Source organism: Palaeococcus ferrophilus DSM 13482 (genome assembly GCF_000966265.1).
Classification (GTDB): domain Archaea; phylum Methanobacteriota_B; class Thermococci; order Thermococcales; family Thermococcaceae; genus Palaeococcus; species Palaeococcus ferrophilus.
The window spans coordinates 1-24,462 of the sequence record NZ_LANF01000008.1; the positions used below are offsets into that span (position 1 = coordinate 1).

30 protein-coding genes, 1 tRNA gene, 2 pseudogenes and 1 riboswitch are annotated in these 24,462 nt (G+C 55.5%); of the genes and pseudogenes, 14 read left to right on the forward strand and 19 right to left on the reverse strand.

Translation table 11 applies throughout. The features are described 5' to 3' along the window. The 3 genes and pseudogenes from PFER_RS02855 to PFER_RS02865 form a co-directional block, all read left to right on the forward strand. Nucleotides 1-899, forward strand: a pseudogene (locus PFER_RS02855) (hypothetical protein); the annotation flags it as partial. Nucleotides 900-1,022: 123 nt separating this feature from the next. Beyond that, on the forward strand, nucleotides 1,023-1,259 hold the full coding sequence (locus tag PFER_RS02860; RefSeq protein ID WP_048148582.1) for an antitoxin VapB family protein: 237 nt from the start codon (nucleotides 1,023-1,025) through the stop codon (nucleotides 1,257-1,259). Beyond that, nucleotides 1,232-1,600 carry a type II toxin-antitoxin system VapC family toxin gene (locus PFER_RS02865; protein ID WP_048148584.1) on the forward strand — a complete coding sequence of 123 codons (369 nt, stop codon included), beginning with the start codon at nucleotides 1,232-1,234 and terminating at the stop codon, nucleotides 1,598-1,600. The genes PFER_RS02860 and PFER_RS02865 overlap by 28 nt, the downstream gene beginning before the upstream one ends. Here PFER_RS02865 and PFER_RS02870 read toward each other — a convergent pair. Both PFER_RS02870 and PFER_RS02875 read right to left on the reverse strand, forming a co-directional pair. Further along, nucleotides 1,593-1,943, reverse strand: a complete 351-nt coding sequence (locus PFER_RS02870) for an ASCH domain-containing protein (RefSeq protein WP_048148586.1) — start codon at nucleotides 1,941-1,943, stop codon at nucleotides 1,593-1,595. The genes PFER_RS02865 and PFER_RS02870 overlap by 8 nt on opposite strands. Nucleotides 1,944-1,952: 9 nt before the next feature. Next, nucleotides 1,953-3,068 carry a geranylgeranyl reductase family protein gene (locus PFER_RS02875; protein ID WP_048148588.1) on the reverse strand — a complete coding sequence of 372 codons (1,116 nt, stop codon included), beginning with the start codon at nucleotides 3,066-3,068 and terminating at the stop codon, nucleotides 1,953-1,955. Between the two features lie 56 nt (nucleotides 3,069-3,124). On the opposite strand from PFER_RS02875, the gene pcp reads away from it, so the two are divergent. Further along, nucleotides 3,125-3,739, forward strand: coding sequence for a pyroglutamyl-peptidase I (gene pcp, locus PFER_RS02880; protein WP_048148590.1), 615 nt, complete (start codon nucleotides 3,125-3,127; stop codon nucleotides 3,737-3,739). Between the two features lie 30 nt (nucleotides 3,740-3,769). After that, nucleotides 3,770-4,378 carry a hypothetical protein gene (locus PFER_RS02885; protein WP_048148592.1) on the forward strand — a complete coding sequence of 203 codons (609 nt, stop codon included), beginning with the start codon at nucleotides 3,770-3,772 and terminating at the stop codon, nucleotides 4,376-4,378. Here the strand turns inward: PFER_RS02885 and PFER_RS02890 are convergent. The 4 genes and pseudogenes from PFER_RS02890 to PFER_RS02905 form a co-directional block, all read right to left on the reverse strand. Next, the gene (locus PFER_RS02890; protein WP_048148594.1) at nucleotides 4,359-4,670 is read right to left on the reverse strand and encodes a transcriptional regulator; all 312 of its coding nucleotides are present in this window, start codon (nucleotides 4,668-4,670) and stop codon (nucleotides 4,359-4,361) included. The two genes, PFER_RS02885 and PFER_RS02890, sit on opposite strands and share 20 nt — an antisense overlap. A gap of 4 nt (nucleotides 4,671-4,674) precedes the next feature. Continuing rightward, the gene (locus PFER_RS02895) at nucleotides 4,675-5,289 is read right to left on the reverse strand and encodes a hypothetical protein (RefSeq protein WP_048148595.1); all 615 of its coding nucleotides are present in this window, start codon (nucleotides 5,287-5,289) and stop codon (nucleotides 4,675-4,677) included. 66 nt (nucleotides 5,290-5,355) lie between these two features. Beyond that, a pseudogene (gene mtnP, locus PFER_RS02900) lies at nucleotides 5,356-6,154 on the reverse strand (S-methyl-5'-thioadenosine phosphorylase). Nucleotides 6,155-6,202: 48 nt separating this feature from the next. After that, nucleotides 6,203-8,110 carry an arginine--tRNA ligase gene (locus PFER_RS02905; protein WP_048148596.1) on the reverse strand — a complete coding sequence of 636 codons (1,908 nt, stop codon included), beginning with the start codon at nucleotides 8,108-8,110 and terminating at the stop codon, nucleotides 6,203-6,205. Nucleotides 8,111-8,202: 92 nt separating this feature from the next. Between PFER_RS02905 and PFER_RS02910 the strand changes: the two genes are divergently transcribed. Beyond that, nucleotides 8,203-8,493, forward strand: coding sequence for a lipoate protein ligase C-terminal domain-containing protein (locus PFER_RS02910; RefSeq protein WP_048148597.1), 291 nt, complete (start codon nucleotides 8,203-8,205; stop codon nucleotides 8,491-8,493). After that, a complete protein-coding gene (locus tag PFER_RS02915; protein WP_048148598.1) occupies nucleotides 8,480-9,037 on the forward strand; it encodes a stage II sporulation protein M in 558 nt (185 codons plus the stop codon). The genes PFER_RS02910 and PFER_RS02915 overlap by 14 nt, the downstream gene beginning before the upstream one ends. Here PFER_RS02915 and PFER_RS02920 read toward each other — a convergent pair. Then, nucleotides 9,034-10,107, reverse strand: coding sequence for a DUF354 domain-containing protein (locus tag PFER_RS02920; RefSeq protein ID WP_048148599.1), 1,074 nt, complete (start codon nucleotides 10,105-10,107; stop codon nucleotides 9,034-9,036). The two genes, PFER_RS02915 and PFER_RS02920, sit on opposite strands and share 4 nt — an antisense overlap. Before the next feature lie 301 nt (nucleotides 10,108-10,408). Here PFER_RS02920 and PFER_RS02925 point away from each other — a divergent pair, with 301 nt between their 5' ends. The 4 genes from PFER_RS02925 (at nucleotide 10,409) to PFER_RS02940 (ending at nucleotide 14,128) form a co-directional block, all read left to right on the forward strand. Then, nucleotides 10,409-11,695 (forward strand): UDP-N-acetyl-D-mannosamine dehydrogenase, encoded by a 1,287-nt coding sequence (locus PFER_RS02925; RefSeq protein WP_048148600.1) that lies wholly within the window; start codon nucleotides 10,409-10,411, stop codon nucleotides 11,693-11,695. Next, nucleotides 11,692-12,825, forward strand: coding sequence for a non-hydrolyzing UDP-N-acetylglucosamine 2-epimerase (gene wecB, locus PFER_RS02930; protein ID WP_048148602.1), 1,134 nt, complete (start codon nucleotides 11,692-11,694; stop codon nucleotides 12,823-12,825). Before PFER_RS02925 ends, wecB begins: the two co-directional genes overlap by 4 nt. 123 nt (nucleotides 12,826-12,948) lie before the next feature. Beyond that, complete coding sequence (locus PFER_RS02935; RefSeq protein WP_048148604.1) at nucleotides 12,949-13,578, forward strand: translin family protein; 630 nt, start codon at nucleotides 12,949-12,951, stop codon at nucleotides 13,576-13,578. Continuing rightward, nucleotides 13,547-14,128 carry an endonuclease V gene (locus PFER_RS02940; protein ID WP_048148606.1) on the forward strand — a complete coding sequence of 194 codons (582 nt, stop codon included), beginning with the start codon at nucleotides 13,547-13,549 and terminating at the stop codon, nucleotides 14,126-14,128. The genes PFER_RS02935 and PFER_RS02940 overlap by 32 nt, the downstream gene beginning before the upstream one ends. Here PFER_RS02940 and PFER_RS02945 read toward each other — a convergent pair. From PFER_RS02945 to PFER_RS02955, 3 genes are all read right to left on the reverse strand, one after another. Next, nucleotides 14,117-14,776 carry a hypothetical protein gene (locus PFER_RS02945; protein WP_170218345.1) on the reverse strand — a complete coding sequence of 220 codons (660 nt, stop codon included), beginning with the start codon at nucleotides 14,774-14,776 and terminating at the stop codon, nucleotides 14,117-14,119. The genes PFER_RS02940 and PFER_RS02945 overlap by 12 nt on opposite strands. A 73-nt stretch (nucleotides 14,777-14,849) precedes the next feature. Continuing rightward, a complete protein-coding gene (locus tag PFER_RS02950) occupies nucleotides 14,850-15,374 on the reverse strand; it encodes a hypothetical protein (RefSeq protein ID WP_048148610.1) in 525 nt (174 codons plus the stop codon). Continuing rightward, entirely contained in the window at nucleotides 15,371-16,003 is a 633-nt protein-coding gene (locus PFER_RS02955) for a DUF120 domain-containing protein (RefSeq protein WP_048148612.1), read from the reverse strand. The genes PFER_RS02950 and PFER_RS02955 overlap by 4 nt, the downstream gene beginning before the upstream one ends. 58 nt (nucleotides 16,004-16,061) lie before the next feature. Between PFER_RS02955 and PFER_RS02960 the strand changes: the two genes are divergently transcribed. Together PFER_RS02960 and PFER_RS02965 are read left to right on the forward strand one after the other, a co-directional pair. Beyond that, the gene (locus PFER_RS02960; RefSeq protein WP_048148614.1) at nucleotides 16,062-17,321 is read left to right on the forward strand and encodes a radical SAM protein; all 1,260 of its coding nucleotides are present in this window, start codon (nucleotides 16,062-16,064) and stop codon (nucleotides 17,319-17,321) included. A 50-nt stretch (nucleotides 17,322-17,371) separates the two neighbouring features. Continuing rightward, a complete protein-coding gene (locus tag PFER_RS02965; RefSeq protein WP_048148616.1) occupies nucleotides 17,372-18,238 on the forward strand; it encodes a DMT family transporter in 867 nt (288 codons plus the stop codon). Nucleotides 18,239-18,608: 370 nt separating this feature from the next. On the opposite strand, the gene PFER_RS02975 is transcribed toward PFER_RS02965, so the two are convergent. The 6 genes from PFER_RS02975 to PFER_RS03000 all read right to left on the reverse strand — a co-directional run bounded on the left by PFER_RS02975 (nucleotide 18,609) and on the right by PFER_RS03000 (nucleotide 21,770). Beyond that, entirely contained in the window at nucleotides 18,609-18,989 is a 381-nt protein-coding gene (locus PFER_RS02975; RefSeq protein ID WP_048148620.1) for a DUF190 domain-containing protein, read from the reverse strand. 4 nt (nucleotides 18,990-18,993) lie between these two features. After that, nucleotides 18,994-19,365: a fluoride efflux transporter CrcB gene (gene crcB, locus PFER_RS02980; RefSeq protein ID WP_048148622.1), complete on the reverse strand. Its 372-nt coding sequence runs from the start codon at nucleotides 19,363-19,365 to the stop codon at nucleotides 18,994-18,996. Between the two features lie 70 nt (nucleotides 19,366-19,435). Then, nucleotides 19,436-19,909 (reverse strand): hypothetical protein, encoded by a 474-nt coding sequence (locus PFER_RS02985; RefSeq protein ID WP_048148625.1) that lies wholly within the window; start codon nucleotides 19,907-19,909, stop codon nucleotides 19,436-19,438. Then, the gene (locus PFER_RS02990; protein ID WP_084593894.1) at nucleotides 19,893-20,213 is read right to left on the reverse strand and encodes a hypothetical protein; all 321 of its coding nucleotides are present in this window, start codon (nucleotides 20,211-20,213) and stop codon (nucleotides 19,893-19,895) included. Before PFER_RS02990 ends, PFER_RS02985 begins: the two co-directional genes overlap by 17 nt. Continuing rightward, nucleotides 20,197-20,898, reverse strand: a complete 702-nt coding sequence (locus PFER_RS02995; protein WP_048148629.1) for a DUF6062 family protein — start codon at nucleotides 20,896-20,898, stop codon at nucleotides 20,197-20,199. The genes PFER_RS02990 and PFER_RS02995 overlap by 17 nt, the downstream gene beginning before the upstream one ends. An 8-nt stretch (nucleotides 20,899-20,906) precedes the next feature. Then, nucleotides 20,907-21,770 (reverse strand): prenyltransferase/squalene oxidase repeat-containing protein, encoded by an 864-nt coding sequence (locus PFER_RS03000; protein ID WP_048148631.1) that lies wholly within the window; start codon nucleotides 21,768-21,770, stop codon nucleotides 20,907-20,909. 23 nt (nucleotides 21,771-21,793) lie between these two features. Next, nucleotides 21,794-21,868: riboswitch (Fluoride riboswitch) on the reverse strand. Between the two features lie 50 nt (nucleotides 21,869-21,918). On the opposite strand from PFER_RS03000, the gene PFER_RS03005 reads away from it, so the two are divergent. After that, nucleotides 21,919-22,392: a DUF192 domain-containing protein gene (locus tag PFER_RS03005; protein WP_048148633.1), complete on the forward strand. Its 474-nt coding sequence runs from the start codon at nucleotides 21,919-21,921 to the stop codon at nucleotides 22,390-22,392. Here the strand turns inward: PFER_RS03005 and trm5b are convergent. From trm5b to PFER_RS03020, 3 genes are all read right to left on the reverse strand, one after another. Continuing rightward, complete coding sequence (gene trm5b / locus PFER_RS03010) at nucleotides 22,379-23,371, reverse strand: tRNA (guanine(37)-N1)-methyltransferase Trm5b (protein ID WP_048148637.1); 993 nt, start codon at nucleotides 23,369-23,371, stop codon at nucleotides 22,379-22,381. The genes PFER_RS03005 and trm5b overlap by 14 nt on opposite strands. Further along, nucleotides 23,268-23,996, reverse strand: a complete 729-nt coding sequence (locus PFER_RS03015; RefSeq protein WP_048148635.1) for a hypothetical protein — start codon at nucleotides 23,994-23,996, stop codon at nucleotides 23,268-23,270. Before PFER_RS03015 ends, trm5b begins: the two co-directional genes overlap by 104 nt. A 240-nt stretch (nucleotides 23,997-24,236) precedes the next feature. Continuing rightward, nucleotides 24,237-24,314 (reverse strand) — tRNA-Glu (locus PFER_RS03020). Nucleotides 24,315-24,462: the final 148 nt, after the last annotated feature.

Below are 24,462 nucleotides of genomic sequence, written 5' to 3' on the forward strand. Positions count from 1 at the left end.
TTCAACAGTTGTCCTGTCCTTCAGTCCCGCCGACTCCGGCTGACGGTGCTGTGGTGAACACTGACTACGTTCTGGTGAACGTTACAGCCGACCAGCCCCTGGAGACTGCCCTACTGGAGTGGAACGGTCAGAATCTCACGATGCAGAAAGCCTCCGATACCAACTGGTATTTGAACGTGACCGGTCTGGTGAACGGGCAGTACTCCTTCAGAGTCTGGGGTAATGACTCCCTCGGGAACTGGTTTAACACTGAGGTTAGAACTGTTACCGTGAATTCAACAGTTGTCCTGTCCTTCGTCCCGCCGACTCCGGCTGACGGTGCTGTGGTGAACACTGACTACGTTCTGGTGAACGTTACAGCCGACCAGCCCCTGGAGACTGCCCTACTGGAGTGGAACGGTCAGAATCTCACGATGCAGAAGGCTTCTGATACCAGCTGGTATTTGAACGTGACCGGTCTGGTGAACGGGCAGTACTCCTTCAGAGTCTGGGGTAATGACTCCCTCGGGAACTGGATTGTCAGTGAAGTGGTAAGCATTACTGTGAAATTGCCTGAGACTCGCAGTGAGTCATCGTATGATGCTTGGATTCTGCTTCCCTACCTGTGGACCACGTGGTTCCTTGATGACCATGCTGAGTTCGTTGAGCTTTATGACAATGCAACAGACTTGGGAATTGACAATGGGACGTTGCAGGAAGTCTTGGAGTTACATGAAAATGCAACGAGTTTGATGTTGGGTGCTTGGAGGGCAGAGAACTTGGAGGAGATTAGGGCAAACCTCTGGAGTTGGAATCATGACTTGTCCAGGGGGTTCCCGCAGCTGTGGAGTATCAGGAAGGCATTTCTAATGGAAAGGGGAGCGTTAGAGGTCCTCAAGAAGGTTCTTGGGGTTTCTTAATTTCTTTTATCTTTGGATAATGATTGTCTTGTGTTTTCTTTTCGTTGTTTTGAATGATTTTTGGGCCCATCCTCAAGACAATGCTTAAATATGATGCATGCATTCAATGTATTGGTGATGTTGATGGTTAAGACCATCACGATATCCGATGACGTTTACAAAGAACTGCTTCGCATCAAGGGCGATAAATCCTTCAGCGAGCTGTTCCGGGAACTTTTGAGGGAGAGGAAGGGTAACGCCGATGCCCTGAGGCACATAGCTGGAATCCTCGATGAGGAAGAGTATAAAGAGGCTAAAAAGCGCATCAAGGAACTTGAGGAGGCGTTCGAGGAATGGGGGCAGTCCTTGATACGAACGTGATTATTGAGGTTGCCAGAAACGAAGAACTGCTCGATAAAGTGCTTAAACTGGACAACACCTTCTACCTAACTTCAATAACTCGCTTTGAACTCCTTGTAGGTCTCCCAAGAAAGGAGGAGCTTATATGGCTGGATTCCCTAATCGAGCTTCCATTTGACAGGAAATCCGCGGAAGTTGCCGCGTACCTCCACAAAAAGCTGAGAGAAAAGGGAAATCCGATGGGGCTAAGAGACCTGTTCATAGGCGCCGTTTCACTGGCTAACGAGCTTCCTTTGATAACCCTCGACGGAGATTTCGAATTGTTGAGGGAATTTGGCCTCGACGTGAGATTTCTTAAGTGAGCGACTCCCCTACCCATCCAACGGGCTCGACCTCTATGGCAGCGACACCGTACTTTCTCTCCTTCTCCTCCGAATAAAAGCGCCTGTAGACCTTAACCCCCTCCTCAATGCTCTCAACTCCCGGCAGGACGTTCTCAAGCCCTTCCTTCTCGAGCATCTCCCTGAAGGAGGAGTAAACCCTCACGTCCTTCACCACCGTCATCAGCTTGTTCTCGAAGATTATCGTATCACCAGGCCTTATTCCCTGCCTCTTCTCGTCGTAGAGCCTTCCCTCTATCCTCTTCCTTCCCTCGGCTATCGCCTTAAGGTACTCTTCCTGGAGGCCCATTCTCCACGTCGCCATTCTCCCACCTCACAGCAGCCCTCTGATCACAGTGGGTGAAACCCTGAGGAGCTTTGCGAGCAGTTTCGGATGTTTCAGGAGGGCTTTTATGGTTTTCGCGTGCTCGTCAAAGCTGGCCGTGGGTTCTATGACCTCAATCGCCTCCCTGCTTCCGAGAATCTCGAAGAGCTCCTCAATCTTCTCCTGAGGGAACGCCCTGTAAACCCTCCTCGCCCTGAGCCCGAAGGCTATCTCCCTCTTGAGGTCCTTCGTGTACTTTTCGTAGAGCTTGAGCTTCCCCTCGTCGAGGGCCCTCTTGAGCATATGAGCCGCGAAGGCGCCGTAGGCTATCCCTCCCGCTGTGAGGGGCTTGAGCTGCAGAGCCGCGTCCCCTATGAGGGCTATATTACCCTTCACCCACGGCCTCCTGAGGCCGAGGCCAACGCTCCCCGCCTTGAACTCAACCACCCTCGAGGGTTCGAGCCCCCTCATCCTTAGGAAGCGGTAGAGGTGTTCGAGTCTCCCTATCGTGCCGACCCTCGCGAGTCCTTCATCAATGGGAGCCACCCAGAAGAAGAATTCCGGATTCATCTCCCTGTTCACCCACACCTCCACGAAGTCCTTTCTCTCAAAGTCCCCCACGACCTCCATCTCAAACCCTGGGAGAAACTCGGCCTCGCTCTTAGCTCCTATGGCCTTCGCCACCCTGCTGTCAATGCCGTCCGCGCCAACGTACACCCTTGCCTCCACCTCTTCCACGCTTCCAGGCCTCTGAATCACGGCCTTTCCGTTCTTGAAACCCACGAAAGTGGCCCTCATCCAGTACTCTGCGCCCCTCCTTACTGCTCGCTGTGCTAGCTCCTTCTCAAACGTTTTCCTGTCAACCATATATGCCTGGGGCTCTGTCCTCGCTATCTCAAAGCTCCGGATCTTGGAGTAGAACGTGGCCCCTCTGAAGGCGTTTAAAATTGCCCTCTTCGGAAAACCGAGGATTTCGTAGCTTTCGGCTCCTATTATCCCCGTGCAAGCTTTCCCTCCAAAAGAGCCCTTCTTCTCCACCACAAGAATGCGGTATTCCCCCGAGAGCAGGTATGCCAGATAGTTGCCCACGGGCCCGCCGCCGATGATAAGGACATCGTACTCCAATCCCATCCCCCCACATGGATTTTAAACCCTTAAAACATAACCTTTCCGGTGGTTCCATGAAGGTTCTGATTACGGGTTTCGAGCCATTTGGCGGAGAGGAGATAAACCCCTCATGGGAAGCCGTTAAGGTCCTCCCGGAGAAGATAGACGGAGCAACCTTGGTGAAACGCCAGCTCCCCGTGACCTTCAGAGGTGTTAAAGAACTCCTCCCGAAGCTAATCGTCGAGGAGAAGCCGGACGTCGTGATTCTAACAGGTCAAGCCGGCGGAAGGCCCAACATAACCGTCGAGCGCATCGCCATCAACGTTATGGACTCCGCGATAGCTGATAACGAGGGCTACAAGCCCGAGGACGAGCCCGTCTTTGAGGAGGCTCCGGCCGCGTATTTCGCCACCATTCCAGTGAAGGCCATCGTTAAAGCTCTCAGGGAAGCTAAAATCCCTGCTTCCGTCTCTAACACCGCGGGAACCTACGTGTGCAATACCGCGATGTTCACGGCGCTCCACACGATAGCCGTTGCCGGAATGGAAACCCGGGCCGGCTTCATACACGTGCCCTTCATCCACGAGCAGGCCCTCGACAAGCCGAGACCCTCAATGGCTCTGGAGACCATAGCGAGGGCCTTCGAGGTGGTCGTGAGAACTTCCATTGGAGAACAAAAGGGATATTAACCACCTTCACCCATTTTATCCGGTGGTTCGATGGGAGAGCGCGGGATAATCCTCGCATCAATTTTCATCGTCTTTCTCGGCTTCATAACGGCCATAATCAACCGCAGGGAGGATCACATCTATCGAACCCTCGTTGCCATGCTCGGCCTCTCCATCCCCCTCATCCTCCCAAAAAAGCTTCCCAATCCACCTAAGAAGCTCTGGCCTTTCCTTTCGCCCGTTTACGATGAGAAGACGATGGCCCTTCTCGCGATATTCATAGCCGTCCACGTCTCCCTCGTCAACGTCCCCTTCACCCACTACGATCTCTTCCACAGGGACTGGAGGAACGCCGACATGATAAGCCACTTTCTCGGCGGCATGGTCGTCTGGCTCGTCGTTGTGGAGGTGCTCTCGGGGCTGGGGGAGTTTGGAGTAAGGTTCTCGAAGCCTCGCCTCATCCTCTACGGGTTCCTGGTTTTTTATGCACTCTCCATCGGCTGGGAAGTCGCTGAAAAGCTCAGCGAGGGGAGCATAAGCTTCATCCACGAGAGCCTCGCCAACAAGCTCCGCGACCTCCTCATGGACACGCTGGGGGCTTTGCTCGCCCTCTGGATGGTTGAGAAAAGGGGATACCCCTTCAGCCTTGGGGAGAAATAGCGGCCGAAAGCGCATCCTTCAGCGCCCTCATGTACTCTGCCGTCTCCTCCGCGCCCTTCTCCGTTATTTTGACGGCCGTCCTGGGCCTGTCGGCTATGACCTTGTAAACCTTCACGTAGCCTGCCCTCTCGAGGGCCTTTAGATGGGAGTCGAGGTTCCCCGGCGTTACCTCAAGGACGCTGAGTAAGTCTCTAAAGAGGGTCCTCTCCCTGGGCAGAAGGTAGAGCATGATGGCGAGCCGCGTTGGGTTGCCGAGGACGTGGTTTTTTGCGAGCGCCCGGATGCTCTCCATAGTATCACCGCTCGATGGCCCTGAAGGCTGAGTATATGTACCAGAGGATTGTTATCGAAAAGCCCAGCGCCACGAGAAAGCTCGCCCACAGGAGTGCCCCGCTCTCCATTCCCCTGGCGAAGGGGATGCCCATCGCCGGGAGCAGGAAGGCCGGGAGCATCTCGCGCTCCGCCCCGCCGTATTTAGCGAACACGAGCCACATGCCGAATATCGAGAGCGTTATGAAGGTGAGGAAGCCAACGGCTATGCTGGCGTCCGAGGTGACGCCGAGGTTCATCTTTGGAACCACGATCCATCCAATGACTATGCCCGCTGTCCAGGAGAGGGCCACGAGAACCGCGCCCGTTCTTGAGGTCTCGAGCTCCTTCCCCGTGACCTTTCCAATCCTCTTGACCCTCATCCACACCCTCGCCGTGAAGCTCGTGGCCACCACAAAGGCGATGGGCCAGTATATCAGGCTGAACTTCCATGAAACGTTGAAGAGCCCCATCAGGAGGTAGTAGAAGAGCATCACCGAGAGCCATGCCCCAAAATTCATCGCCCCGTACATCTTCCCAGCCGCTATCAGCTTCCCCTCAACCCTCTCGAGGACATCCTTAAGTTCCTTCACGTCTTCCATAGGTCTCACCATGTAAAAATAGGCTCTGAAAATATTTAAAACGGGAGATTTCTCTGGGAGACAGAACTACCCCGTGGCGCCTTTTAGAGCGTCCTTGCAGGAGCAGCGCCTTTCTTTGGGGATGTGCTCGATGGCCTTCATGAGGAGCAGCTTGACCTCCTCCCCCTTCTGGGCCATGAGCTCGACCACTTCGCTGTGGGTGAGCTTCTCCCTGCTTATTCCCGCCGCGAAGTTCGTGACTATGGCAACGGTGGCGTAGCACATCTCGAGCTCCCTCGCGAGAACCGCCTCCGGCACCTGCGTCATCCCCACGACGTCTGCTCCGAGTATCTTAAGGGCCCTTATCTCCGCCCTGGTCTCAAAGCGAGGCCCGTCCATGCAGGCGTAGGTTCCCATGGGGTGGTATCTAAAGCCAAGCTCCTTTGCGGCCGTTATGAGAGCCTTTCTGAGCTCCGGGCAGTAGGGGTCCGTGAAGTCCACGTGGGCGACGAACTTCCTGTCGTGGGGGCTTTCTTCGCCATCGTAGAACGTCTTGGGCCTGTTCCCGGTGAAGTCTAGGAGCTGGTCGAGTATTACGAAGTCGCCCGGCTTCATGGCCTCGTTGAGTGAGCCAACCGCTGCCGTGGCGAGAATCCTCTCAACGCCGAGCTCGTGGAGCGCCCATATGTTGGCCCTGTAGTTGATCTTGTGGGGCGGCACGCTGTGCCCCTCACCGTGCCTCGCGAGGAAGACTATCTCCTCCCCCCTGTAGGTGCCTATCTTGACCCTTACCCTTCCATAGGGCGTCTCCACGTCCTCTTCCCTTACCTCCTCAAGGATTGGGGTCGTAAACTCCAGAACCGCCTATTATCGCTATCCTCGGCATGGTATCACCGGGGTAAAATAGGAGGAAGGGAATTTAAAAGTTCCGAGTTCACATGACCTCGGGGGCCTTTATCCCCATCAGGCCGAGGACGTTCCTGAGCACCGCTTTGGTGGCCATCACTAGGAGGAGGCGCCTCTCCCTGATGCCCTCCTCAGCCTTGAGCACGGGAAGGGCCATGTAGAAACGGTTGAACGTCCCCGCCAGTTCGTTTGCGTAGACTGCCAGCACGTGGGGCTTGATGTCTCTCCCCGCCTCCATGACCACCTCGGGGAACTTCGAGAGCAGCTTCACGAGCTCCTTCTCCTTGGCTTCCATCCCCGAGAAGTCCGCCCTCTCAAAGAGCTCCTCCTCCACGGGGTTTCCGCCCTTTCTGAGGATTGAGGCGCAGCGTGCGTGGGCGTACTGGATGTACGGGGCGCTCTCGCCCTCGAAGTTAAGAACATCTTCCCAGCGGAAGGTTATGACCTTCTCGGGGGAGTACTTAATCATGTTGTACCTAACGGCGCCGACACCCACTACCTCCGCTATCGCGTCCTTCTCCTCCTCGCTCAGCCCTGGGTTCTTCTCCTCAACGAGAGCCCTTGCGCGCTTAACGGCTTCATCGAGAACCTCATCAACCGTGAAGCCGACCCAGGTTCCCTTCCTGCCGCTGAAGCTTCCCTCCGGCCTTACAACGTGCTCGTAAGCCAGGTGGTGGAAGTTGTGGTAGGCATCCTCAAACCCCAGGAGCTTGAGCGCGTAGGCGACTACCCTCTGGGGATACCTCTGCTCCGCGCCTATGACGTTTATGACAACGTCCGCCCTTCCGAAGTGCTCGCTCCTCTTCCCATCCCTCGCGGTCGTCCATGCCACCTCGTCCCATGGTTTATAGAGCATGTCGGCACTCACCTTGCCGAACTTCCAGAGGTGGTAGGCTATGTCCTTGCCAGTGTAGGTCGCCGTTCCGTCGCTCCTTATGAGCACCTTGTCGGGGTTCTCCATGTCCGGGAAGAGACTGGAGAGCCTCATTATGAAGGCGCCCTTGTATGGGCCCTCCTTCGCCCACTCGAAGTGCTCGCTGGACTCCATCAGCGTCCGGGCCTCCTCGAATATGCCGCTCCTCACTATATCGCTCTCCCAGCTCAGCAGGTCGTAGGCTATGTCGAGGCGGTAAGTGGTCTCCATCTGGGCCCTCACAACCTCCTCGGCGAGCTTTCTTCCGAGTTCGGCCCTCTCGCTCTCCCCCTCCTCGAGCTCCTTCATGAGGGCCCTTATCTCCCTCTCGACCTCCGGGTCTTCCTCCATCCTCCTGTGAACCTCGACGTAAAGCAGACCGAGGGCGTGGTCTATTACCTCCCTCTTGGAGAGGCCTTTCTCCTTGAGCTCGGCCACGATGCGTTCGAACTCGGGCTTGAGGTTCAAATAGCCCCAGAACACCTGTGCGAACTGTACCCCAAGGTCGTCAATGTAGTTCTGAACCTCCACGTTGTAGCCAAGGGCCCTCATGACGCGGGCCATGGTGTCGCCGAGTATTGAGTTTCTCGCGTGCCCCATGTGAAGGGGTTTGGTGGGGTTGACGGAAGTGTGCTCCACTATGGCCTTTTTTCCCCTCCCGACATCGCTCTCCCCGTAGCGCTCCCCTTCCCTCAGAATGACTTCAACGAGCTCCTTTCCAAAGCTTTCGTAGTCCAGAAAGAAGTTTATGTACCCCGGCCCTGCCACCTCCACCTTGGCTATAACGGGCGGCAGCTTGTCTTGGAGGGCCGAAACTAGCTCCTCTGCTATCATGCGCGGGGCCTTCCTGAAGACCTTCGCCAGCTGAAAGGCCACGGGCGTGGCAAAATCCCCAAGCTCCATGCTCGGCGTGTCGTCAAAGACTACCTCTCCATTCCAATCCGCTCCCTTCTCGGCCGCGAGGCGCTTTATCTCTCCCTCGATGATAATCCTGACGTTTTCCTTAACCTGTAGGTAGCTCATCTTCACCACCGAACTCCCTTCATCCTTTGCCTTTAAAAGGTTGGGGGCAAGGTTTAAATCCCCCTTCACGTTAAGGGCATTACGGTGAGGGCATGAGGCACATTGGAGAGCACAAGGCCAAAAAGGGCCTCATAAGAATTGAAATTGATGAGAAGGAGGGCGTAGCCAAGAGGGTCAGGATCACGGGCGATTTCTTCATGTACCCCGAGGAGAGTGTGGAGAGGCTCGAAAAAAAGCTCGAGGGGCACGCTGTTGGCGAGCTTGAGGCTCTCCTCGAGGACTTCTTCCGCGTTGACTTCGAGGGAGAGATGCCCTACGTTACCGTCGAGGACTTCAAGATAGCACTTAAAAACGCGCTGAGGGGATGGCATGTCAAGGCGTAAAATATTCGGGGCGCTTATGGGCGTTTTTCTTATAGGGGTAGCCTTTGGGATTCTCGCCACCCTTGCGAGACCCCATATGGCCGAGAACCTCTTTGAGAACCTCCGGCAGATTCTGGGCAGGGGCGGGGACGCTCTCAATGATCCCTTCAAGATGTTCACGTTCATATTCCTCAACAACACCCGCGTGGCCCTTCTGTCCGCCCTCGGGGGCTTCCTCTTCGGCATAGTGCCAATAGGGATACTGTTTTTCAACGGCTTCATAGTTGGCGTCGTTGTGGAGCACAGCTACCTTAACGGGGTGGCCCTGAGCACTCTCCTCCTCTCCATAGTCCCCCACGGAATCATAGAGATTCCTGCCTTCGGTGTCGCGGGTCTCGGTGGAATCGAGTGGTACCTAGAGATAATCAGGGGAGAAGGGCCGATGGGAGAGCGCTTCAGGAGGGGCTTCCTCAGGGCCATGAAGCTCTTTGCTCTCTCCGTTGCCATGCTCCTCTTGGCGGCGTTCGTCGAGGCTTACATAACCCCAAAAATAGCGGGAATTTAGGGGCTAACCACCCCTTCAACCTCCTCAAAGGTTCCGTAGGCCTCGTAGGTCTCTATCTCGTGAAGTATTGCCTCCAGCGGGTTCTCGAGCTTTGAAACTGTGTACCTTATGTAGCTTCTGTACTTTCCGTTGGCCCTAAGCATCTCGTAGGCCCTTTTGGCGACCGCCAGAGGGTCTGTGGAGTGGAACTTGAGCCCAAGCTCGCTCATCCAGCGCGTGACGGCGAGCGTTTTGCCGGGATAAGTAGAGATCGTTGGGGTCCCAAGCGCTATCGCCTCCCTGTTCATCGTTCCGCCGGCTCCTATCATCAGGCTGGCGTAGTAGAGGAGGCTCAGGCTGTCCATAGGCTTTTCGGGCATTATCACGTTGTCAAAATGCTTGAAGCGCTCCCTCTGGCTTTCAGTCCTCGGAAAGAGCACTATGGGCATGTCCGGGAGCATCGGGATGACCCTCTCGAGGACGCTCTTCTCGGCGTCGCCGTTGAAGTAGTTGGCTTTTATGGGCTCTGGCCTCATAACTATGTAGTCGTGCTCCCTGATGCCGAGCTCCTTGAGCGGCTCCTTCGAGGGCACGAAACCGTAGGTGTGCGCCAGCTCCGCAAAGCCCCTCACCGGCCGGAGGGAATTAACGTCCGCCCCGCAGCGCATCAGGTCGTACTTGTCTATAGGTTCAGGATAGAGAATGCGCCTCGTCAGGGGGAGCATGAGCTTGTTTTGAGCCACAGCGGTCTCGTTGTCAACGAAGCCTATGCTCGGTATCCCGAGGCCGAAGGCGACCCTCGGTGCCTCGACGGAGTGCTTGTAGAGAGCTAGGTCCGGCTTTTCCTCGATTATCAGGTTGGTGAGCTTCACCTGTCTCTCAACGCTCGCTATGAGCTTCCCCTCGAGGGTTGAGCCCCCGTGCTTCCCCACGACGTAGTATTCTATGCCAAGAAGGTCGAGGATGCCAGTCAGGCCGTCGAAGTCCCTCGTCGTTACGAGAAGGTCGTACCCCCTCTTCTCAAGCTCCCTGATTATACCCTTGAAGAAGTGAGCGTGAGGTGCGTTTGAGATGTCTATCCATACCTTCATTTCTATGCCTCCTGTGTAATAACCAATTTTGTTCATTAAAAGGGTTTCCGTAAAACGGTTTTGCGCGCTTCTTTTTACCCTCCTGAAAAAGGTTGTTTTCGCGATTTAACGTTTAGAACGATTTTCCCAGGCTTCATTAGGGTTCAGGTTTTTGGGATCGTAAATATATCCTCCCAAAAGTCCGAGAAATCGAAATTTTGGTGAAGACGGTTGCCTGAAAGCGTACATCCTTTCAAAAATCGTTGCCCCGAAAAGCCTTATAACGGGCTTCAACCCGAGTTGGTAAAAGGAGGTAGTGAAGATGGAGGAGAAGTTCAGGAACCGGAGTGCCAGGATTGCTGTAATCGGCCTTGGGTACATAGGGCTTCCCACGGCGATAATGTTTGCGAGTTCCGGCTTTGAGGTCACGGGATACGAGATAAGGAAGGAGGTCGTTGAGAAGCTCAAAAACGGCAACTCCCACATCGTGGAGCCAGGAATTGATGAACTCCTGCAGCGCGCCCTCGAGAGCGGGAAACTTAAGCCAACATCTGAACCAAGGGATATAGAGGGGAGGGACGTTTACATAATCTGCGTGCAGACCCCGCTGAAGGAGGATAAGACTCCCAACCTTGGCTACCTTGAGAGCGCCGTTAGAACCGTCGCAAAGGCAATGAAAAAGGGCTCTCTCGTGATAATCGAGAGCACCGTTCCACCGCTCACCACGGTTAAGATGGCAAAGCTCATAGAGGAGATAAGTGGTTTGAGGGCGGGCGAGGACTTCTATATGGTTCACGCGCCCGAGAGGGTGATGCCGGGGAGGATCTTCAAGGAACTCGTCTACAACTCGCGCATATTCGGGGGGATAAACGAGAGGAGTGCAGAGCTTGCTGAGATGCTCTACCGCTCCTTTGTTAAGGGCCAAACCTTCAAGACGAACTCAACCGTCAGCGAGGTCGTGAAGCTCATGGAGAACACCTTCCGCGATGTCAACATCGCTTTAGCGAACGAGTTCGCCTACCTGGCCCACCAGTACGGTATAGACGTCTTCGAGGCGATTGAGCTGGCCAACACCCATCCAAGGGTGAAAATCCATACCCCGGGCATTGGGGTGGGCGGCCACTGCCTCCCCAAGGACCCGCACCTCCTCGTCTGGCCGGCAAAGGATGATTTCGGCATCATAAAGCTCGCAAGGGAGATAAACGACAGCATGCCCCTCTTCACCAAGGATTTACTCTTCGATGGCCTTAAAACCCTGGGTATTCCTCCGGAAGAGGCTGTCGTGGCCGTTTTGGGCCTGGCCTACAAGGGGGACAGCGACGACACGAGAAATTCCCCAGCTCTGGCCTTCGTGGAGGCCATAGAGGACGACGTGGGGGAGGTTAGAACCTACGACCCCTTCGTTGGTGGGAGCGCGGAGAGCGTTGAGGACGCTCTGAAGGGAGCGGATGCCGCTGTCATCGCCACAGACCATTCCGAGTTCAAATCGCTCGACTGGGAGGAACTGGGAAGGCTCATGAGGAACCGCATCCTCATCGATGGAAGGCACGTGGTGGAGGTTCCGCCAAGAGACTTCGTCTTCAAGGGTGTAGGGAGGGGTGAGTATTGAGGCCGGCCTTCGTCTTTGGAACGAGACCTGAGATAATCAAGCTGGCTCCTGTGGTAAGGACATTCCTTGAGAGGGGTGTTGAGCCCCTTTTGATTCACACGGGACAGCACTACGACTACGAGATGAGCAGAATTTTCCTTGAGGAGCTTGAACTTCCGCCGATAGACCACCACCTTGAGGTGGGTTCGGGAACGCAGGCGGAGCAGACGGGTAAGGCGATGATCAAAATCGAGAGAGTTTTAATGGAGGAGAAGCCGGATGTAACGCTTGTGCAGGGTGATACGAACACGGTTCTTGCCGGAGCTCTCGCGAGCGTCAAGCTGAAGATTCCGGTTGCCCACGTCGAGGCCGGCCTAAGGAGCTTCGATAGAACCATGCCCGAGGAGATAAACAGAATTTTAGCTGATCACGCGAGCGAAGTCCTTTTTGCCCCCACGGAGGAGGCCAGGAGGAACCTCGAGCGCGAGGGCATAACCGAGAACGTCTACGTTACCGGGAACTCGGTTGTTGATGCCGTTCTCCAGAATGCGGAAGTTGCGGAGAAGAAGAGCAACGTTCTGGAGAGGCTCAACCTCAAACCGAAGAACTACATCCTGATTACAGCGCACCGCGCCGAGAACACAGACAGCAGGGAGAACCTTACCAGACTCGTCGAAATCCTCGAAAGTCTGCCCATGCACGCGGTTTATCCGATGCACCCCCGCACGAAGAATCGGCTCATGGAGTTCGGCCTCTGGGAGAGGGTTGAGGCCATCGAGAACCTCACCGTCACCAAACCCCTCGGCTACCTCGACTTCCTCAGACTTGAGAAAAACGCCTTTGTGGTGATGACAGATTCTGGTGGGGTCCAGGAGGAGGCCATAATACTCAACGTGCCCTGTTTAACGCTCCGCTACAACACGGAGAGGCCCGAAACCGTCAAAGCCGGGGGAAACGTCCTTGTGGGCCTTGAGAGAGAGCGGGCCCTCAGTTACCTTCACCGCCTCATGGAGGACGGGGACTTCTACAGGGGCATGGCTTTAGCAAGGAACCCCTTCGGCGACGGAAAAGCCGGCGAGAGGATGGCCGAGATACTCCTTGAGCTCCACGAAAAGGGGGAACTCAAGGTCAGGAGCTCGAGGTTCATCTGACCTTAAATTTTTTCAAGGCAAAGCCTTTATACTTCTCCGCAGATTCTCGAGTAGTGATGAGCTCGGCAAAGCTGAGGAAACGATGATGACGATCTTGAGTGCTGATTTTTTTGGGGTGGGAGCATGGAGCTGCACGAGGTTGTGGTGCTCATAAAAAACGTTCTGGACGAGAAGGACGCCCTGAGGGAGGATGCCCTCAAACTAACGCGCGAAATCGTGAGGCTCAGCGGTGATGCGGTCAAAGCCCTCCACCGCGGGGAGCTGGACGTTGCGGAGGGGAGAATAGAGAAGGCCCTGGAGTTGAACAGAAAGCTCAAATCCCTCCTAAGGGACCATCCCGACCTCTATTCAGCCGGCTACGTCATGACGGCGCAGCAGGAACTCGTGGAGGCTTCACTCCTCCACAGCTACCTCCGGGGAGAAAGCTTCCCCTCGCCGGGAGAGCTCGGCGTCCACGTCGTTTCCTACGCGCTGGGCCTCGGGGATCTCGTGGGGGAGTTGAGGCGGCACGTTCTCCTGCGCCTGATGGAGGGTGAGCTAGAGGAGGCGAGGGCCACTTTTGAGTTCATGGAAGCCCTGTACGAAGAGCTCTCCACCCTTGAGTATCCCAAGGGACTCGTCAACATAAGGGGCAAGGTTGACGCGGCGAGGGGGCTTGTTGAGAGAACCCTCGAAGACCTCACCCGCGCCCTCGTGAACCGCAGGCTGGAGGAGCGCATTGATGCCGTTCTCAATAACGAAGGAAAAACTTGAGCGCCTTGCCGTGGTTCAGGAAAAGCTTTCCGGGCGAGTAGAAGAAAGGCCGCTCGGAGAGGTCCGTTTTTTGGGGGCCGTTGATGTGGCCTACAGGGGCGATTGGGCATGCGCCGCCTTCGTACTCTGGGATTTACTTTTGGGTGAGGCGGTGAAGTCAAAGAGGGTCGCGGTGGAGGTGGGGGCGCCCTACATCCCCACGTTCTTCTTCCTCCGGGAGACGAAGCCCATCCTCCTCGCCCTCAGGGGGGAAGAATTCGACGTTCTGATGGTTGAGGGACATGGGAAGGCCCATCCGAGGGGCTACGGGCTGGCGTCACACATCGGCCTGCTCCTCTCGAAGCCAACCATAGGAATAGCGAAGAGACCCCTCAGGGACACGGAGAACTTCACCCGGGTTGGGAAGGCCTACGTGAGCGTGGGGCATCTAGTAACCCTCGAGGACGCCGTGAGGCTCGTTGAGATGACGCTCGATAGCGGTTATCCTGCCCCCCTGAAGCTCGCGGACAGGGAATCACGAAAATGCTTGAAAAGAGAATCAGTCCGATGAGTTCTTAAGGAAGCTCTCAATTTCCTTCATGAGTTCCTCCGCCATGGCACGCCACGGGTAGTCGTTGGGTTTGCGGGAGAGGTAGCCCACGTAAACCTTGAGGTTTTTCCAGTAGGCCACACCTATGTTACCGCGCACCAGAATCTCTTCCGCGCCCCTCTGTTTCAGGGTCATAGCGAGCTCCTCCACGTCGGCGCTCCTGTTTTCGTAGGTCTCAACGAAGTTCTCAACGTCGCCGGCAGAGGAGTAGTAGATGACGGCGTCGGCGCTGTACTTCATGGAGAGGATGCCACGCCTTTTCTCCAGCCGCTCAACGCAGACTGCGAGGAATCTCCCCTTGAACTGGAGCTTTTTAAGGTCCTCCTCTGAGGGCATCTGCACGTACACGGGCTCTAGACTGTAGGAGCGGGCCAGCTTTGATATTCTCTCCTGGAGAAGCGAGCGAAGGGGCTCGTCCGCCATTATGAGAACGTAGAGCACATCCGGATTCTCTCCCTCCGTGGCGTTTTCGATGAGGGGCTGGTTGGTGAAGAGCGATGCCCCGCTGTAGTCCGCGATTGTTGATGCCTGGGAGGCCACACCCACCGCAAGCACCCCCACGATGACGGTGATAATGAGGGCAACGACCTTGATCATCTTCATAACCATTCACCATGGTATTCACGGATATGTCTACTTAAATAATTTTCGCACCCCATAGAATAAAATACAAGAAGTGGTATCAGCGGGAGCGCCGGAGGGCCTCCTTCGAGGCCTCACCAACGAAGCGGAATATCGCCGCACCCATAGCCACCATCGCTCCAAGGAGCCCGGCGAGCACTATGCTCTGAAGGGCCCCTTCTATCCCGCCTATCCTTGTGTGGGCAAAGGGTAGGTTCCCGAGGATGAACCCCCCAAAGTACGCCATGGGGGTGAGGAGAACATCCAGGATGCCAGTAGGCAGGAAGTATATGAGGGCGAGGCCCGCCCCCGCGGCCAGGGCAAGGGAGGCGCTCAGCTTAAACCCCACGGTGAGCCACAGGGTGTAGAGGACCACCGTCGAGAGAAACCCCATGAAAACGGCTATGGCAGAGCTCACAAGTCTCAATCTACTCCCAAGAAAGAGCCCTGCTAAAAACGAGACTCCATACACAACCACTGACGTTCCGAGCTCGATGGAGGGATAGAAAGAGACCATCAGGAGGAACGCCAGAGTTATGAACGCGCCCCCCGCTCCAAGGCCTCCCAGGGCCTCCCGCAGGTTCATCTTACCACCTCTATGCGCACCCTATCGCCGTCCTTCAGGTTGAGGGACTCCCTAACGTTGAGGGGCGCCACAATCTCCGCTATCTCAGGCGGATGTATCGTCCTAGAGGGTATGACCACCGCACCCTCTATCCCGTTGACCCTGACCCGGTAGGCCCTAACGTCCCCGAAGGTTCTGCCCCCCCTGACGAACCCGGGGATTATTATGGGCTCAAGGTCGGCCACGGCGTCAAAAACCGTCCTTGGATGGATGAGCTTCACGTTCAGCGTCCCCGGGTAGGGGTCGAAGTTGAGGTACTCCTTTATCCTCTCCCTGTACTCGTTTATGTAGTAGGCCCCCTCGCCGAGGCCCGAGACGACCTCGCCAACCATGTAGTCCCCGTGGAGCACACGGCAGAGTTCCTCGTGAAGGTCCCTCAGGAAACGTATTCCCTGGGGGGTTATCTCTATGTACGTCTTTCTGCCCCTGACGGTTCTGGTTACGTACCCCTTAAGCTCAAGGTTGTCGAGCTTCCTCATCACGGTCTGGGGGGCAGTACCCATCCGCTCCCCAAGGGCCCGCATCGTGAATGGTTTTTTCTGGCCTATGGCCCCCTCTCTTGCGAGGAGGAGTAGGAGTTCCAGTTCCATGTCACCACCCCACTGATTTTGGAATTAACCTTATAAATGCTTACCCAAAGTGCCAACCATGATAGAGCTGAGACTTCCCCACTCACGCTTTGAAGAGAACGGCGAGAACGTCAGGCTGATATGGAGGGAGAGCCTGTACGCCGATTTTAAAAAGGCCGACCTTAAGCGGGCGATAAAGAAACGCTTTGGTTACTCCGTTGATCTCGAGGTTAGGGAAGATGCCCTGCTTCTCGATTCGAACGTGGGAGAACTCGAGAAGTTTCTGGCCTTCTTCATCCAGAGCAACCTCGGGGGTTTGCTCCACAACCGCTACACCAAAAGGCCCGTTCTCTACATCCACGAGGGCCTTGATGTGCCGCTCCTGGGATACAACGCCTTCGGTCTAATAGACAGGGGGACCAACCTCATCCAGGTGAGGGGTTCGAGCGGATGCAACCTGAGCTGCGTCTTCTGCTCCGTTGACGAGGGGCCCTACTCGAGGACGAGGCGGCTCGACTATGTAGTTGACGTTGACTACCTCCTCAAGTGGTTTGACAGAGTCGCGGAGGTCAAGGGGGAGGGACTTGAGGCGCACCTCGACGGTCAGGGAGAGCCCTTAATATACCCCTTCGCGGTCGAGCTCGTTCAGGGGCTCAGGGAGAGGGAGAGCGTCAGCGTTATCTCAGTCCAGACCAACGCCACGACGCTCACGGACAAAGAGGTAGAGGAGCTGGCCGAGGCCGGCCTCGATAGGGCAAACGTCAGTCTTCACTCCCTTGATCCGGAGAAGGCCAAAATCCTCTTCGGGAGGAAGGACTACGACCTTGAACACGTACTGGACATGATAGAGGCCATGGTAAACAGCGGGATAGACGTCCTAATAGCCCCCGTCATAGTGTTCGGCCTCAACGACGACGAGGCGGAGACAATAATAGAGTACGCGAGGAGGGTCGGTGCCGGAAGGCGCTGGCCCGCCGTTGCCTTTCAGAACTACATACCCTACAAGTTCGGCAGAAACCCCACGATAGCTAAGCTCGTGCCCTTTAAGGAGTTCTACGCGTGGCTGCGCTCCCTTGAGGAGAAGACGGGCATGAGACCCCTTGTTTTAAAGCCTTCACACTTCGGAATGGAGCGGAGGAGGTTCATTCCCCTCGCCTTCCGTCCTGGGGAGGTGGTGAAGGCAGAAGTTGTTCTGCCCGGCAGGATAAAGGGCGAGATGCTTGCAAAGGCCCGCGACAGGCTCATAGAGGTCATAAACACCGATGCGGAAGTCGGAGACCTCATAAAGGTGAAGATAGTGCGCACGAGGCACGGTATTTACGTGGGAACTCCCGTTTAGCCAGGCATCGAAACGCTAAGTTTTTAAACTTAATTTTCCCTCCCCCTCACATGACAATGATAACGGGAATACTCTACGCCCTAACCTCAGCGCTCGGGTGGGGAACCGCGTCGGTTCTCATAAAAATGGGCATGAAGAACAGAAAAGCCGTCACCGCCAACATCGTACGCCTCTATTTCGTCGCCCTCCTCTACATAGGTGTCATAATCCTGGGCGGAAGGGTCGGGGATGTGACCTCTCTCAGCGCCCGGCAACTGACCATCGCCTTCATCTCAGCCCAGTTCGGCTTCGTCATAGGGGACTACTTCTACTTCAACGCCCTCAGAATCGCGGGCGTCTCAAGGACAGTTCCAATTACATCCTCCTACCCCCTCTGGGCAATCCTCTGGGCTTACCTCTTCCTGGGGAGGAGCGTAACGCTCAACGTTATCATAGGTGCCCTCCTCGTGTTCTCGGCGATACTGATAGTTCGCCGGGCAGAGGAGAGGGAGCACATCGAGGGGAAAGGCTTCGTCTTCGCGCTCCTCGCCCCCATAAGCTGGAGCCTGGCGATAACGCTGCTCGACTACCTATCATCGAGCATTGACGTGTTCACGCTCGCGGCCATAAGAATGATTTTCGCCGCCGTGGGCGTTTCCGTCTTTCTCCCGCGCTATGCCGGCGATCTGAAGTCCCTAACGCTCAGGGAGCTCCTGATCCTTGCCAGCGCTGGGATACTCGGCCTCTTCATCGGTCAGTACGCCTTCGTTGCAGCGGTCTCGACCATAGGCTCCCAGATAGCCACACCTGTGACGGCAATAAACCCCATAGTGTCCTCCACCCTGGCCATAATCGTCCTCAAGGAGCCCCCTAACAGCCGCATACTCCTCGGTCTCATCCTGGCCGTGGCGGGAATAGTGGTGATTAGCCTCGGATGAGGAGAGGCAAAAGCTTTAAACTCTCTTCCATATTTTTAAATGCCGACAGTGAGGGGACAATCGTCTCCTCATGGGCCCCGTTAACCCGCGCCCCTGACCTCATTTCGGGGTCAAGTGATGGGGCTGTGCTCACGCGGGGCCCACAGGGCCGGTGCATCCACCCGCGCGAGAAGATGAACGCGGGCCTCTGTTGCCGGCCCACAATGATTCCCGCGTTTTTAGAATTCTGGTTCATCGGCCTCAATGGAGTATGAACAATCGAGGTTTGGATGAGGCTTACCTTTTAAGTCTCGCCGTTCAGGGCCGATATCATCGGCGTGGTCTATTCCGAAGGAAGGTTTCATGCATCGGTTCCGCTTTCCCCTTTGACCTACCCCTCCCTAACGGCGTCCTCCTCGAACTTCTTGACCTCCTCTGAGGTTCCAACCCACACCACTATGACCGGTTCAACGGTTATCATGCCGTCCTTTATCATGGGCTTTATCTCAGTGATGGCCTTCTCCACCTTGTAGCCCCTGTCCACGACCTCTATAATGACGGGCAAATCCGTAGAGAGCCTCATAACATCGCTGGAGTGAACGCGGCTCTTCTTTCCGAAGCCGTAGATACCGCGGTAAACGGTTGCCCCTGCGATGCCCATCCCCCTCAGTTTTTCAACTATCGCCTTGTAGAGGGGTTTCCCCTCGAAGCGGTCGTTTTCACCGATGTAAATTTTAAGCCTGAGCGTGTTCCAGTGTTCGACTTCAACCATGGTTTCACCTCCGGGCAAGGAGGAAGCCCGTAAACACTAGGGCGATTGTTATTATAACGTTTGTCGCGACGTTGAGGCCCGCCATCAGGTACTCCTTCTCCCTGAGCAGCGAGAAGGTCTCGTATGAAAATGTCGAGAAAGTGCTCAAAGCGCCGCAGAAGCCGGTTCCAAAGAAGGCCCTCCAATCTGAGGGGACGTCAAAACCCCAGAAGAGCAGGCCGTAGAGGTAGCCTAGGATGAAGCTGGCCAGGCTGTTCACGAGGAGGGTTCCTACGGGGAATTCCTTGTACACCGGGAGTATGCCCGAAAGGTAGAACCTCGCGAGCGCCCCGAGCGCCCCACCCGCCATCACCGCGAGGGCTATCCTTGCGTTCATTGTACCACCTCTGTTTCCGCATACCTGCACAGGCTTTAGCATAGAGGGCAGAGTTAAAAACGTTGGGTTCCTAATGCATCTTCCCCCTGCTTCCTCTGTGGAAGGGGGCTGCCTCGGTGGTTCCCTTTTCAAAGCTCAGATAGTGGTGGATCTTTTCGACAACCATTTCATAGTTCTTCTTCGGAAGTCCTAGCTGTTCTCTCAGGCGCTTGTTCTGGGCAATCATTGCGGAGAGCTGTATAGAGAGGTTCTGGTTGTCCATCGCCAGGTAGTAGGTTCTGAACTTAAGGGGAGACCACTTCCCTTCGAGTTTGTAGAGCCTTCTTTCTAACTGCTCCACCTCTTTCTCCAATTCTTCCAGCTTCTCGTCGGTTATCTCCTCCGAGTTCTCCAGAAAATCACCCGTGAGGAGTATCTTGAGGGCTTCCTCCGTTCTGAAGCCATACTTACCGGCCAGCCGTTCAATTCTCAAAAACAGTCCTTCTGGGATATCAACGGTTACCTTCCGCTCCCACCTCTTCCCGGAGCTAACGATTACCTTCAAGCTCCATCACCTCCCCCTCTAGTTCGTGGTTCTCCCTGCTTATCTCACCCCGTACCTTCATCAGCCACCTCTTGTCCTCCTCTGCGGTTCTTTCGAACTCCACCAGGGAGCGGTAGTGCTCTTCCATCTCCCCCAGCCTGTGCTCAAGCTCTTTCACCCTCTCGGCGAGGTAGCGGTATCTAAGAACCCTGAGCGTTTCTTCGAGGAGGTCGAGACTCTCAAGTCTCTCCCCAAGCTTTTTCCGCTCCCGCCTGAGTCTCCCGAGCTCCTCTAAAGAAACTTGGAGTTTAAACTTTCCAGCCAAGTCGTATCCCCCTCTTTCTCCCCTTTGCCTTTGCATCGAAGTTCGTAATGTTTATTCCCAGCGGGAGACCTTTGAGGGCTTCTATCGAGAACCTTATCGCCCTGCTCTCTTCCACACTGGGACCCCTCTCGGAGCGGTAGTCAGAGTTCTCGATGAACCTTTCCAGGAGATTCCTCAGGTTTTCCAGTTTCTTCCTCCGGGTTTCCTTCAACTGATCGACGAACGCGGGGTTCCTCTTTTCCAGCTCTCCGAGCAGAAGCTCGTAGTGCCTCTTGCAGAGAACCGCCCTGGAATTCCTGTAAACAGGCAGGAGTTCGTCCATTCTCTCCGCGATCGCTGTAACGATCAGCCTCTCCTTCTCCTCGACGAGGGAGCATAGGTGGCATCTTCCCTCCCCGGTCGCCTCGTTGAAGGATTTCAAATATGTTCTTAGCATGTGCTCGTAGATTATGGCAACGCCCAGGCCGCCGTAGAGCGGATTGGAAGACGCTATCTCAAAGAGCCTCCAGGCGTGGTAGGGGCAAAGGCCGAGGCTGGCCTTAAAGCGCTCCCGGACGGCCGGATCGTTGACGTGCTCGTAGAGTATCGTCCCTATCTCTCCCTCCTCAAACCTCTGGAGGATTCTGCAGATTGGACAACCCTCGCCCTCGAAGGCCTCCCGAAGGTATATGCCCACCAAATCCATGGGAACCACTAGAGGTACTTAATCATCGAGTCCACTACCGCCAGCGCCCGGTACGTGTTCTGGAAGTTTGAAATGCCGAGCTCTAAAGAGCGTCTGAAGCCGCCGTTGGAGTTCTGAAGGGCTTTAATGAAGCGGATGTGATCCGTTGGGCATGAAGCCCTCTCGCCCTGGAGTTCAAGGGCCCTCACGGCGTAGAAGGTCGGCTCCAGATACGGCGGGAGGCTGTAGGGAACCTCCGTGAACCCTCCCATGGGGCACAGCTCACAGCTCCCAAAGTGGGGGCTCTTAGGGGGCCTGTAACCGAGGGCACGGAGCGTGAAGAGGGCCTGATACGTCATGGTCGTCGTCGGCTGCTTGACACCAAAGCCGTTGCCGTTCCTAAAGCGCATTACGAAGGCCCTGATGGCCTCCTTCTCATCGCTGGAGAACCTATGCCCGATGGCATTGAAGGCCTTGACCACCCAGTAGGTCGCCTCGAGCGGCGTTGCCGTCCCAAACTCCTCGCTTCCACCGAGGCCGACGGCGAACTTATTTTCCAAGGGATTGTATTTGGTGAAAACTACGTCGAGGTGCTCCATCGCGACGTCCTTTGCTCCAAGAATCGCGAGTCCCTCAAGGGCCATCGCTATGGCAACGACCGCGGTCTGGGGCTGTATCGCCTTTTCAAGGAAGTCTATGGTCTTTTCTCCCTCCGAAACCTCCATCCCAAGGAGGTCGTGGATTTTAACCGCGTAGTAGGTGTCGTTAACGTTGGTATCGTTTAGAACGCTCACGAAGCAGTAGCCGCCATCCTCGTGGCGCCGCTCCTCGATGTAGTCCAGAACTCCCTTTACATTAATGTAGCGTCCCAGTTCGTAAAGCTTCGAGCCCATTCTACCGCCTCCCAAGTTTTTGACGGAGAACAGGCGTCATCAGCCCCTTGCGGGCGGTTCGGCTCGAAGCCAGGGCGGACGCCATCGCCCAGGGCACTTAATGCAAAACAGTTTAAAAAGATTGTGCGTTACTCCATTGGGGGTACGAATGCTCATCAACAGAACCAAGAACAAAGTGTGGCACGGCAGGGTGGAGGTGGCGGACACCTTCCTCAAGCGCTTTCGAGGCCTTATGCTGAAGCCCCGTGTTGAGAGTGCCCTCCTCTTTCTCCTGCCCGCGGAGACTAGGGCGAACGCCTCCATTCATACGTTCTTCATGCTGACTGAGATAGACGCGATTTTTCTCAACGGGGAGAGAAGGGTGGTGGACGTCAGGAGGGCAAAGCCGTGGCGGCTCTACGTTCCCCAGAGGGCCGCGAGGTATGTTATCGAAACGCCCCCCGGTGTGGCGGAGGGCCTGGAAGTGGAACCGGGAGATGAGATAGAGTGGATCGTGGAGAGGCCGAGGGAAAGGGCAATTCCCGCTCCAATGGGCGTTCTCGAAGACCTCGGCATAGGGGACGTTAAGGGAGCGATAAATCTGGCGGAGCCGAAGCTCGAAGAGGCCCTTAAAGAATCCTGAAGTCTATCGCGATGTTGAACTGCCTCGGCGCGTAGGGGCGAACTTTCCTCTCGTCGAGGAACTCCACTTTAAAGCCCATCTCCCTCGCTATAGCCTTTATCTTCGCCTCGTGCTCCGAAAACAGGGTTTCTTCTGGCCCAAATCCGTAGTAGTGAACAACTCCTCCCGGCTTAACGCTCATCATGGCCTCCCTCAAAAACCTATCCGCGAACTTGGGGAGGTTCATTACAACGCGGTCGGCCTTCACCCTGCCTGCTACCTTCCTAACGTCTCCGAGGATTGGGACAACGTTGAAGGCTTTGTTGAGCCGCCTGTTCTCCTCGAGGTACTTTATCGCCCAGGGGTTTATGTCACAGGCAAATACAAGCTCCGCCTTCTTCGCCAGGAGTATCGAGTATGGCCCAACGCCGGCGAACATGTCCAGAACAACCTCTCCCGGCTGGGTCTTCTCAAAAACCCTCATTCTCTCGGTGGCGAGCCTCGGCGTGTAGTAGACCCTCGCTACGTCGAGCCTCAGCCTTATCCCGTTCTCGCGGTGGAGCGTTTCAGTCCTTTTCTCGCCGGCGAGGTGGATTAGCTCCCTAACACGGTACTCCCCTGAGACCTTGCTCCCCTTTGCGAAGACCGCCTTTATGTGGCGGTGGACTCTGAGGATTGCATTACCAATGGCTTTTCCGTAGGGCATCAGCTCCTCCGGCAGCTCAATTATCACGATGTCACCTATTATGTCAAAGGAACTCGGAAGAAGCGGCCTCCGCTCGTCGGGAACTTTCACAACCTCGCGGTAGCTGTGGGGCCTTTTCCCCGTCTTCTCAAACTCAGTCTCAACAAGCTCAAACCCCTCAACGGGCCCGCTAACCGGGAAAATTAAGTACTCACCATCCCGGATAATGCGATAATCTCTGAGCAGCAATCCCCTCTCCAGCAGGAGGCGCCTTGTCCTTTCTCCCTCCCCGCGGGGCACCCTTATCCCAATCATCGGCATCAGGATAGGGTTTGAAGTGCAGGATATAAGCCTTTTCATCCCCGGAAGTTAGCACGAGCTGAAGGAAGTTAATTTCAACGTAGCCCCCCACGATGACCTCCGCATTGAGTTCAAGCCTTGACCTGCCCATGTCCCTAAGAACGTAGCCATCTCTCACCTCGACGCTTCCCGTGATGTGCAGATGGTCGTCCCCGTGGACACTCACGTTCCCAACACTCTCAAACTCCGGCATCATTGAGAGCACCTCATGGAAAAGTTGCACTAAATCGCCCCATTCCCATACTTCCAGGGGGACGTAGACGCTGGTGCTCTCGGGGGTGAAGGGGGTCCTGTGTATCCTCAGGAGACTCATAGGGACGCCGCTTTCCGTCTTTTTCACAAACGCAGTATGGATCCTATCTTCCTCCACTATGGGAAGTTCGTGTGGCTCATCGAGAATGGACGCCAGTCCGAGAAGAACCCGCGGCAAATCCTCCCATCGAAGGGAGCACTGGGCATAAACGAGGCCCTTGGGGATTCTATCCACAGCTTCAACCTTCCCACCCACGCCCTCCAGGAGTTTCGAAATTCGAGGTAGAGCCTCGGCCATAGACTCAACGTCAATTCTAACGGGGGTCACATTGACCACCACTCAATTATAGTATACATTGGACCATTATGTAATGCCACATTCATCATTAATAAACATTACGGGACAACATCTCTCCTGAACGCTGGATGTTATGACAGAACATACCGGTAGGTATATGACTCATGGCATTCGTCATGGCACGTTTAATTAAACGCTGAGGCTTGAGAAGCGAGTGCCCACACAATAGCATTAATTGCAGGGCGAACATCATAAAAGCGCGGAGAATTTTGGTGCCCCGGCCGGGATTTGAACCCGGGGCGCGGGCTCGAAAGGCCCGCATGTTTGACCGGGCTACACCACCGGGGCGTGGTGTCACCATAAGCTAAACCCCACGGAGCTTTTAAAAAGGTTTCGGTGCGGAACCGCGAAGGTTTTTAGAGTTCTCCTCCATGGCATCAGAGACCTTCACCGGGGACTCATAGGTTTGGACACTCTTTAGATAGTTTCCATACCT

What these genes read in the sequence shown, in the direction of transcription:
- PFER_RS02885 (WP_048148592.1), top strand. Translation starts at nt 3,770, where the DNA reads ATGGGAGAGCGCGGGATAATCCTCGCATCAATTTTCATCGTCTTTCTC.
- PFER_RS02920 (WP_048148599.1), bottom strand. Translation starts at nt 10,107, where the DNA reads ATGAAGGTATGGATAGACATCTCAAACGCACCTCACGCTCACTTCTTC.
- PFER_RS02915 (WP_048148598.1), top strand. Translation starts at nt 8,480, where the DNA reads ATGTCAAGGCGTAAAATATTCGGGGCGCTTATGGGCGTTTTTCTTATA.
- PFER_RS03000 (WP_048148631.1), bottom strand. Translation starts at nt 21,770, where the DNA reads ATGGGCTCGAAGCTTTACGAACTGGGACGCTACATTAATGTAAAGGGA.
- pcp (WP_048148590.1), top strand. Translation starts at nt 3,125, where the DNA reads ATGAAGGTTCTGATTACGGGTTTCGAGCCATTTGGCGGAGAGGAGATA.
- PFER_RS02870 (WP_048148586.1), bottom strand. Translation starts at nt 1,943, where the DNA reads ATGGCGACGTGGAGAATGGGCCTCCAGGAAGAGTACCTTAAGGCGATA.
- PFER_RS02995 (WP_048148629.1), bottom strand. Translation starts at nt 20,898, where the DNA reads ATGGATTTGGTGGGCATATACCTTCGGGAGGCCTTCGAGGGCGAGGGT.
- PFER_RS02910 (WP_048148597.1), top strand. Translation starts at nt 8,203, where the DNA reads ATGAGGCACATTGGAGAGCACAAGGCCAAAAAGGGCCTCATAAGAATT.
- PFER_RS02935 (WP_048148604.1), top strand. Translation starts at nt 12,949, where the DNA reads ATGGAGCTGCACGAGGTTGTGGTGCTCATAAAAAACGTTCTGGACGAG.
- PFER_RS03005 (WP_048148633.1), top strand. Translation starts at nt 21,919, where the DNA reads ATGCTCATCAACAGAACCAAGAACAAAGTGTGGCACGGCAGGGTGGAG.
- crcB (WP_048148622.1), bottom strand. Translation starts at nt 19,365, where the DNA reads ATGAACGCAAGGATAGCCCTCGCGGTGATGGCGGGTGGGGCGCTCGGG.
- PFER_RS02895 (WP_048148595.1), bottom strand. Translation starts at nt 5,289, where the DNA reads ATGGAAGACGTGAAGGAACTTAAGGATGTCCTCGAGAGGGTTGAGGGG.
- PFER_RS02955 (WP_048148612.1), bottom strand. Translation starts at nt 16,003, where the DNA reads ATGGAACTGGAACTCCTACTCCTCCTCGCAAGAGAGGGGGCCATAGGC.
- PFER_RS02865 (WP_048148584.1), top strand. Translation starts at nt 1,232, where the DNA reads ATGGGGGCAGTCCTTGATACGAACGTGATTATTGAGGTTGCCAGAAAC.
- PFER_RS02890 (WP_048148594.1), bottom strand. Translation starts at nt 4,670, where the DNA reads ATGGAGAGCATCCGGGCGCTCGCAAAAAACCACGTCCTCGGCAACCCA.
- trm5b (WP_048148637.1), bottom strand. Translation starts at nt 23,371, where the DNA reads ATGATTGGGATAAGGGTGCCCCGCGGGGAGGGAGAAAGGACAAGGCGC.
- PFER_RS02925 (WP_048148600.1), top strand. Translation starts at nt 10,409, where the DNA reads ATGGAGGAGAAGTTCAGGAACCGGAGTGCCAGGATTGCTGTAATCGGC.
- PFER_RS02940 (WP_048148606.1), top strand. Translation starts at nt 13,547, where the DNA reads ATGCCGTTCTCAATAACGAAGGAAAAACTTGAGCGCCTTGCCGTGGTT.
- PFER_RS02905 (WP_048148596.1), bottom strand. Translation starts at nt 8,110, where the DNA reads ATGAGCTACCTACAGGTTAAGGAAAACGTCAGGATTATCATCGAGGGA.
- PFER_RS02960 (WP_048148614.1), top strand. Translation starts at nt 16,062, where the DNA reads ATGATAGAGCTGAGACTTCCCCACTCACGCTTTGAAGAGAACGGCGAG.
- PFER_RS02975 (WP_048148620.1), bottom strand. Translation starts at nt 18,989, where the DNA reads ATGGTTGAAGTCGAACACTGGAACACGCTCAGGCTTAAAATTTACATC.
- PFER_RS02965 (WP_048148616.1), top strand. Translation starts at nt 17,372, where the DNA reads ATGACAATGATAACGGGAATACTCTACGCCCTAACCTCAGCGCTCGGG.
- PFER_RS02950 (WP_048148610.1), bottom strand. Translation starts at nt 15,374, where the DNA reads ATGAACCTGCGGGAGGCCCTGGGAGGCCTTGGAGCGGGGGGCGCGTTC.
- PFER_RS02860 (WP_048148582.1), top strand. Translation starts at nt 1,023, where the DNA reads ATGGTTAAGACCATCACGATATCCGATGACGTTTACAAAGAACTGCTT.
- PFER_RS02945 (WP_170218345.1), bottom strand. Translation starts at nt 14,776, where the DNA reads ATGGTTATGAAGATGATCAAGGTCGTTGCCCTCATTATCACCGTCATC.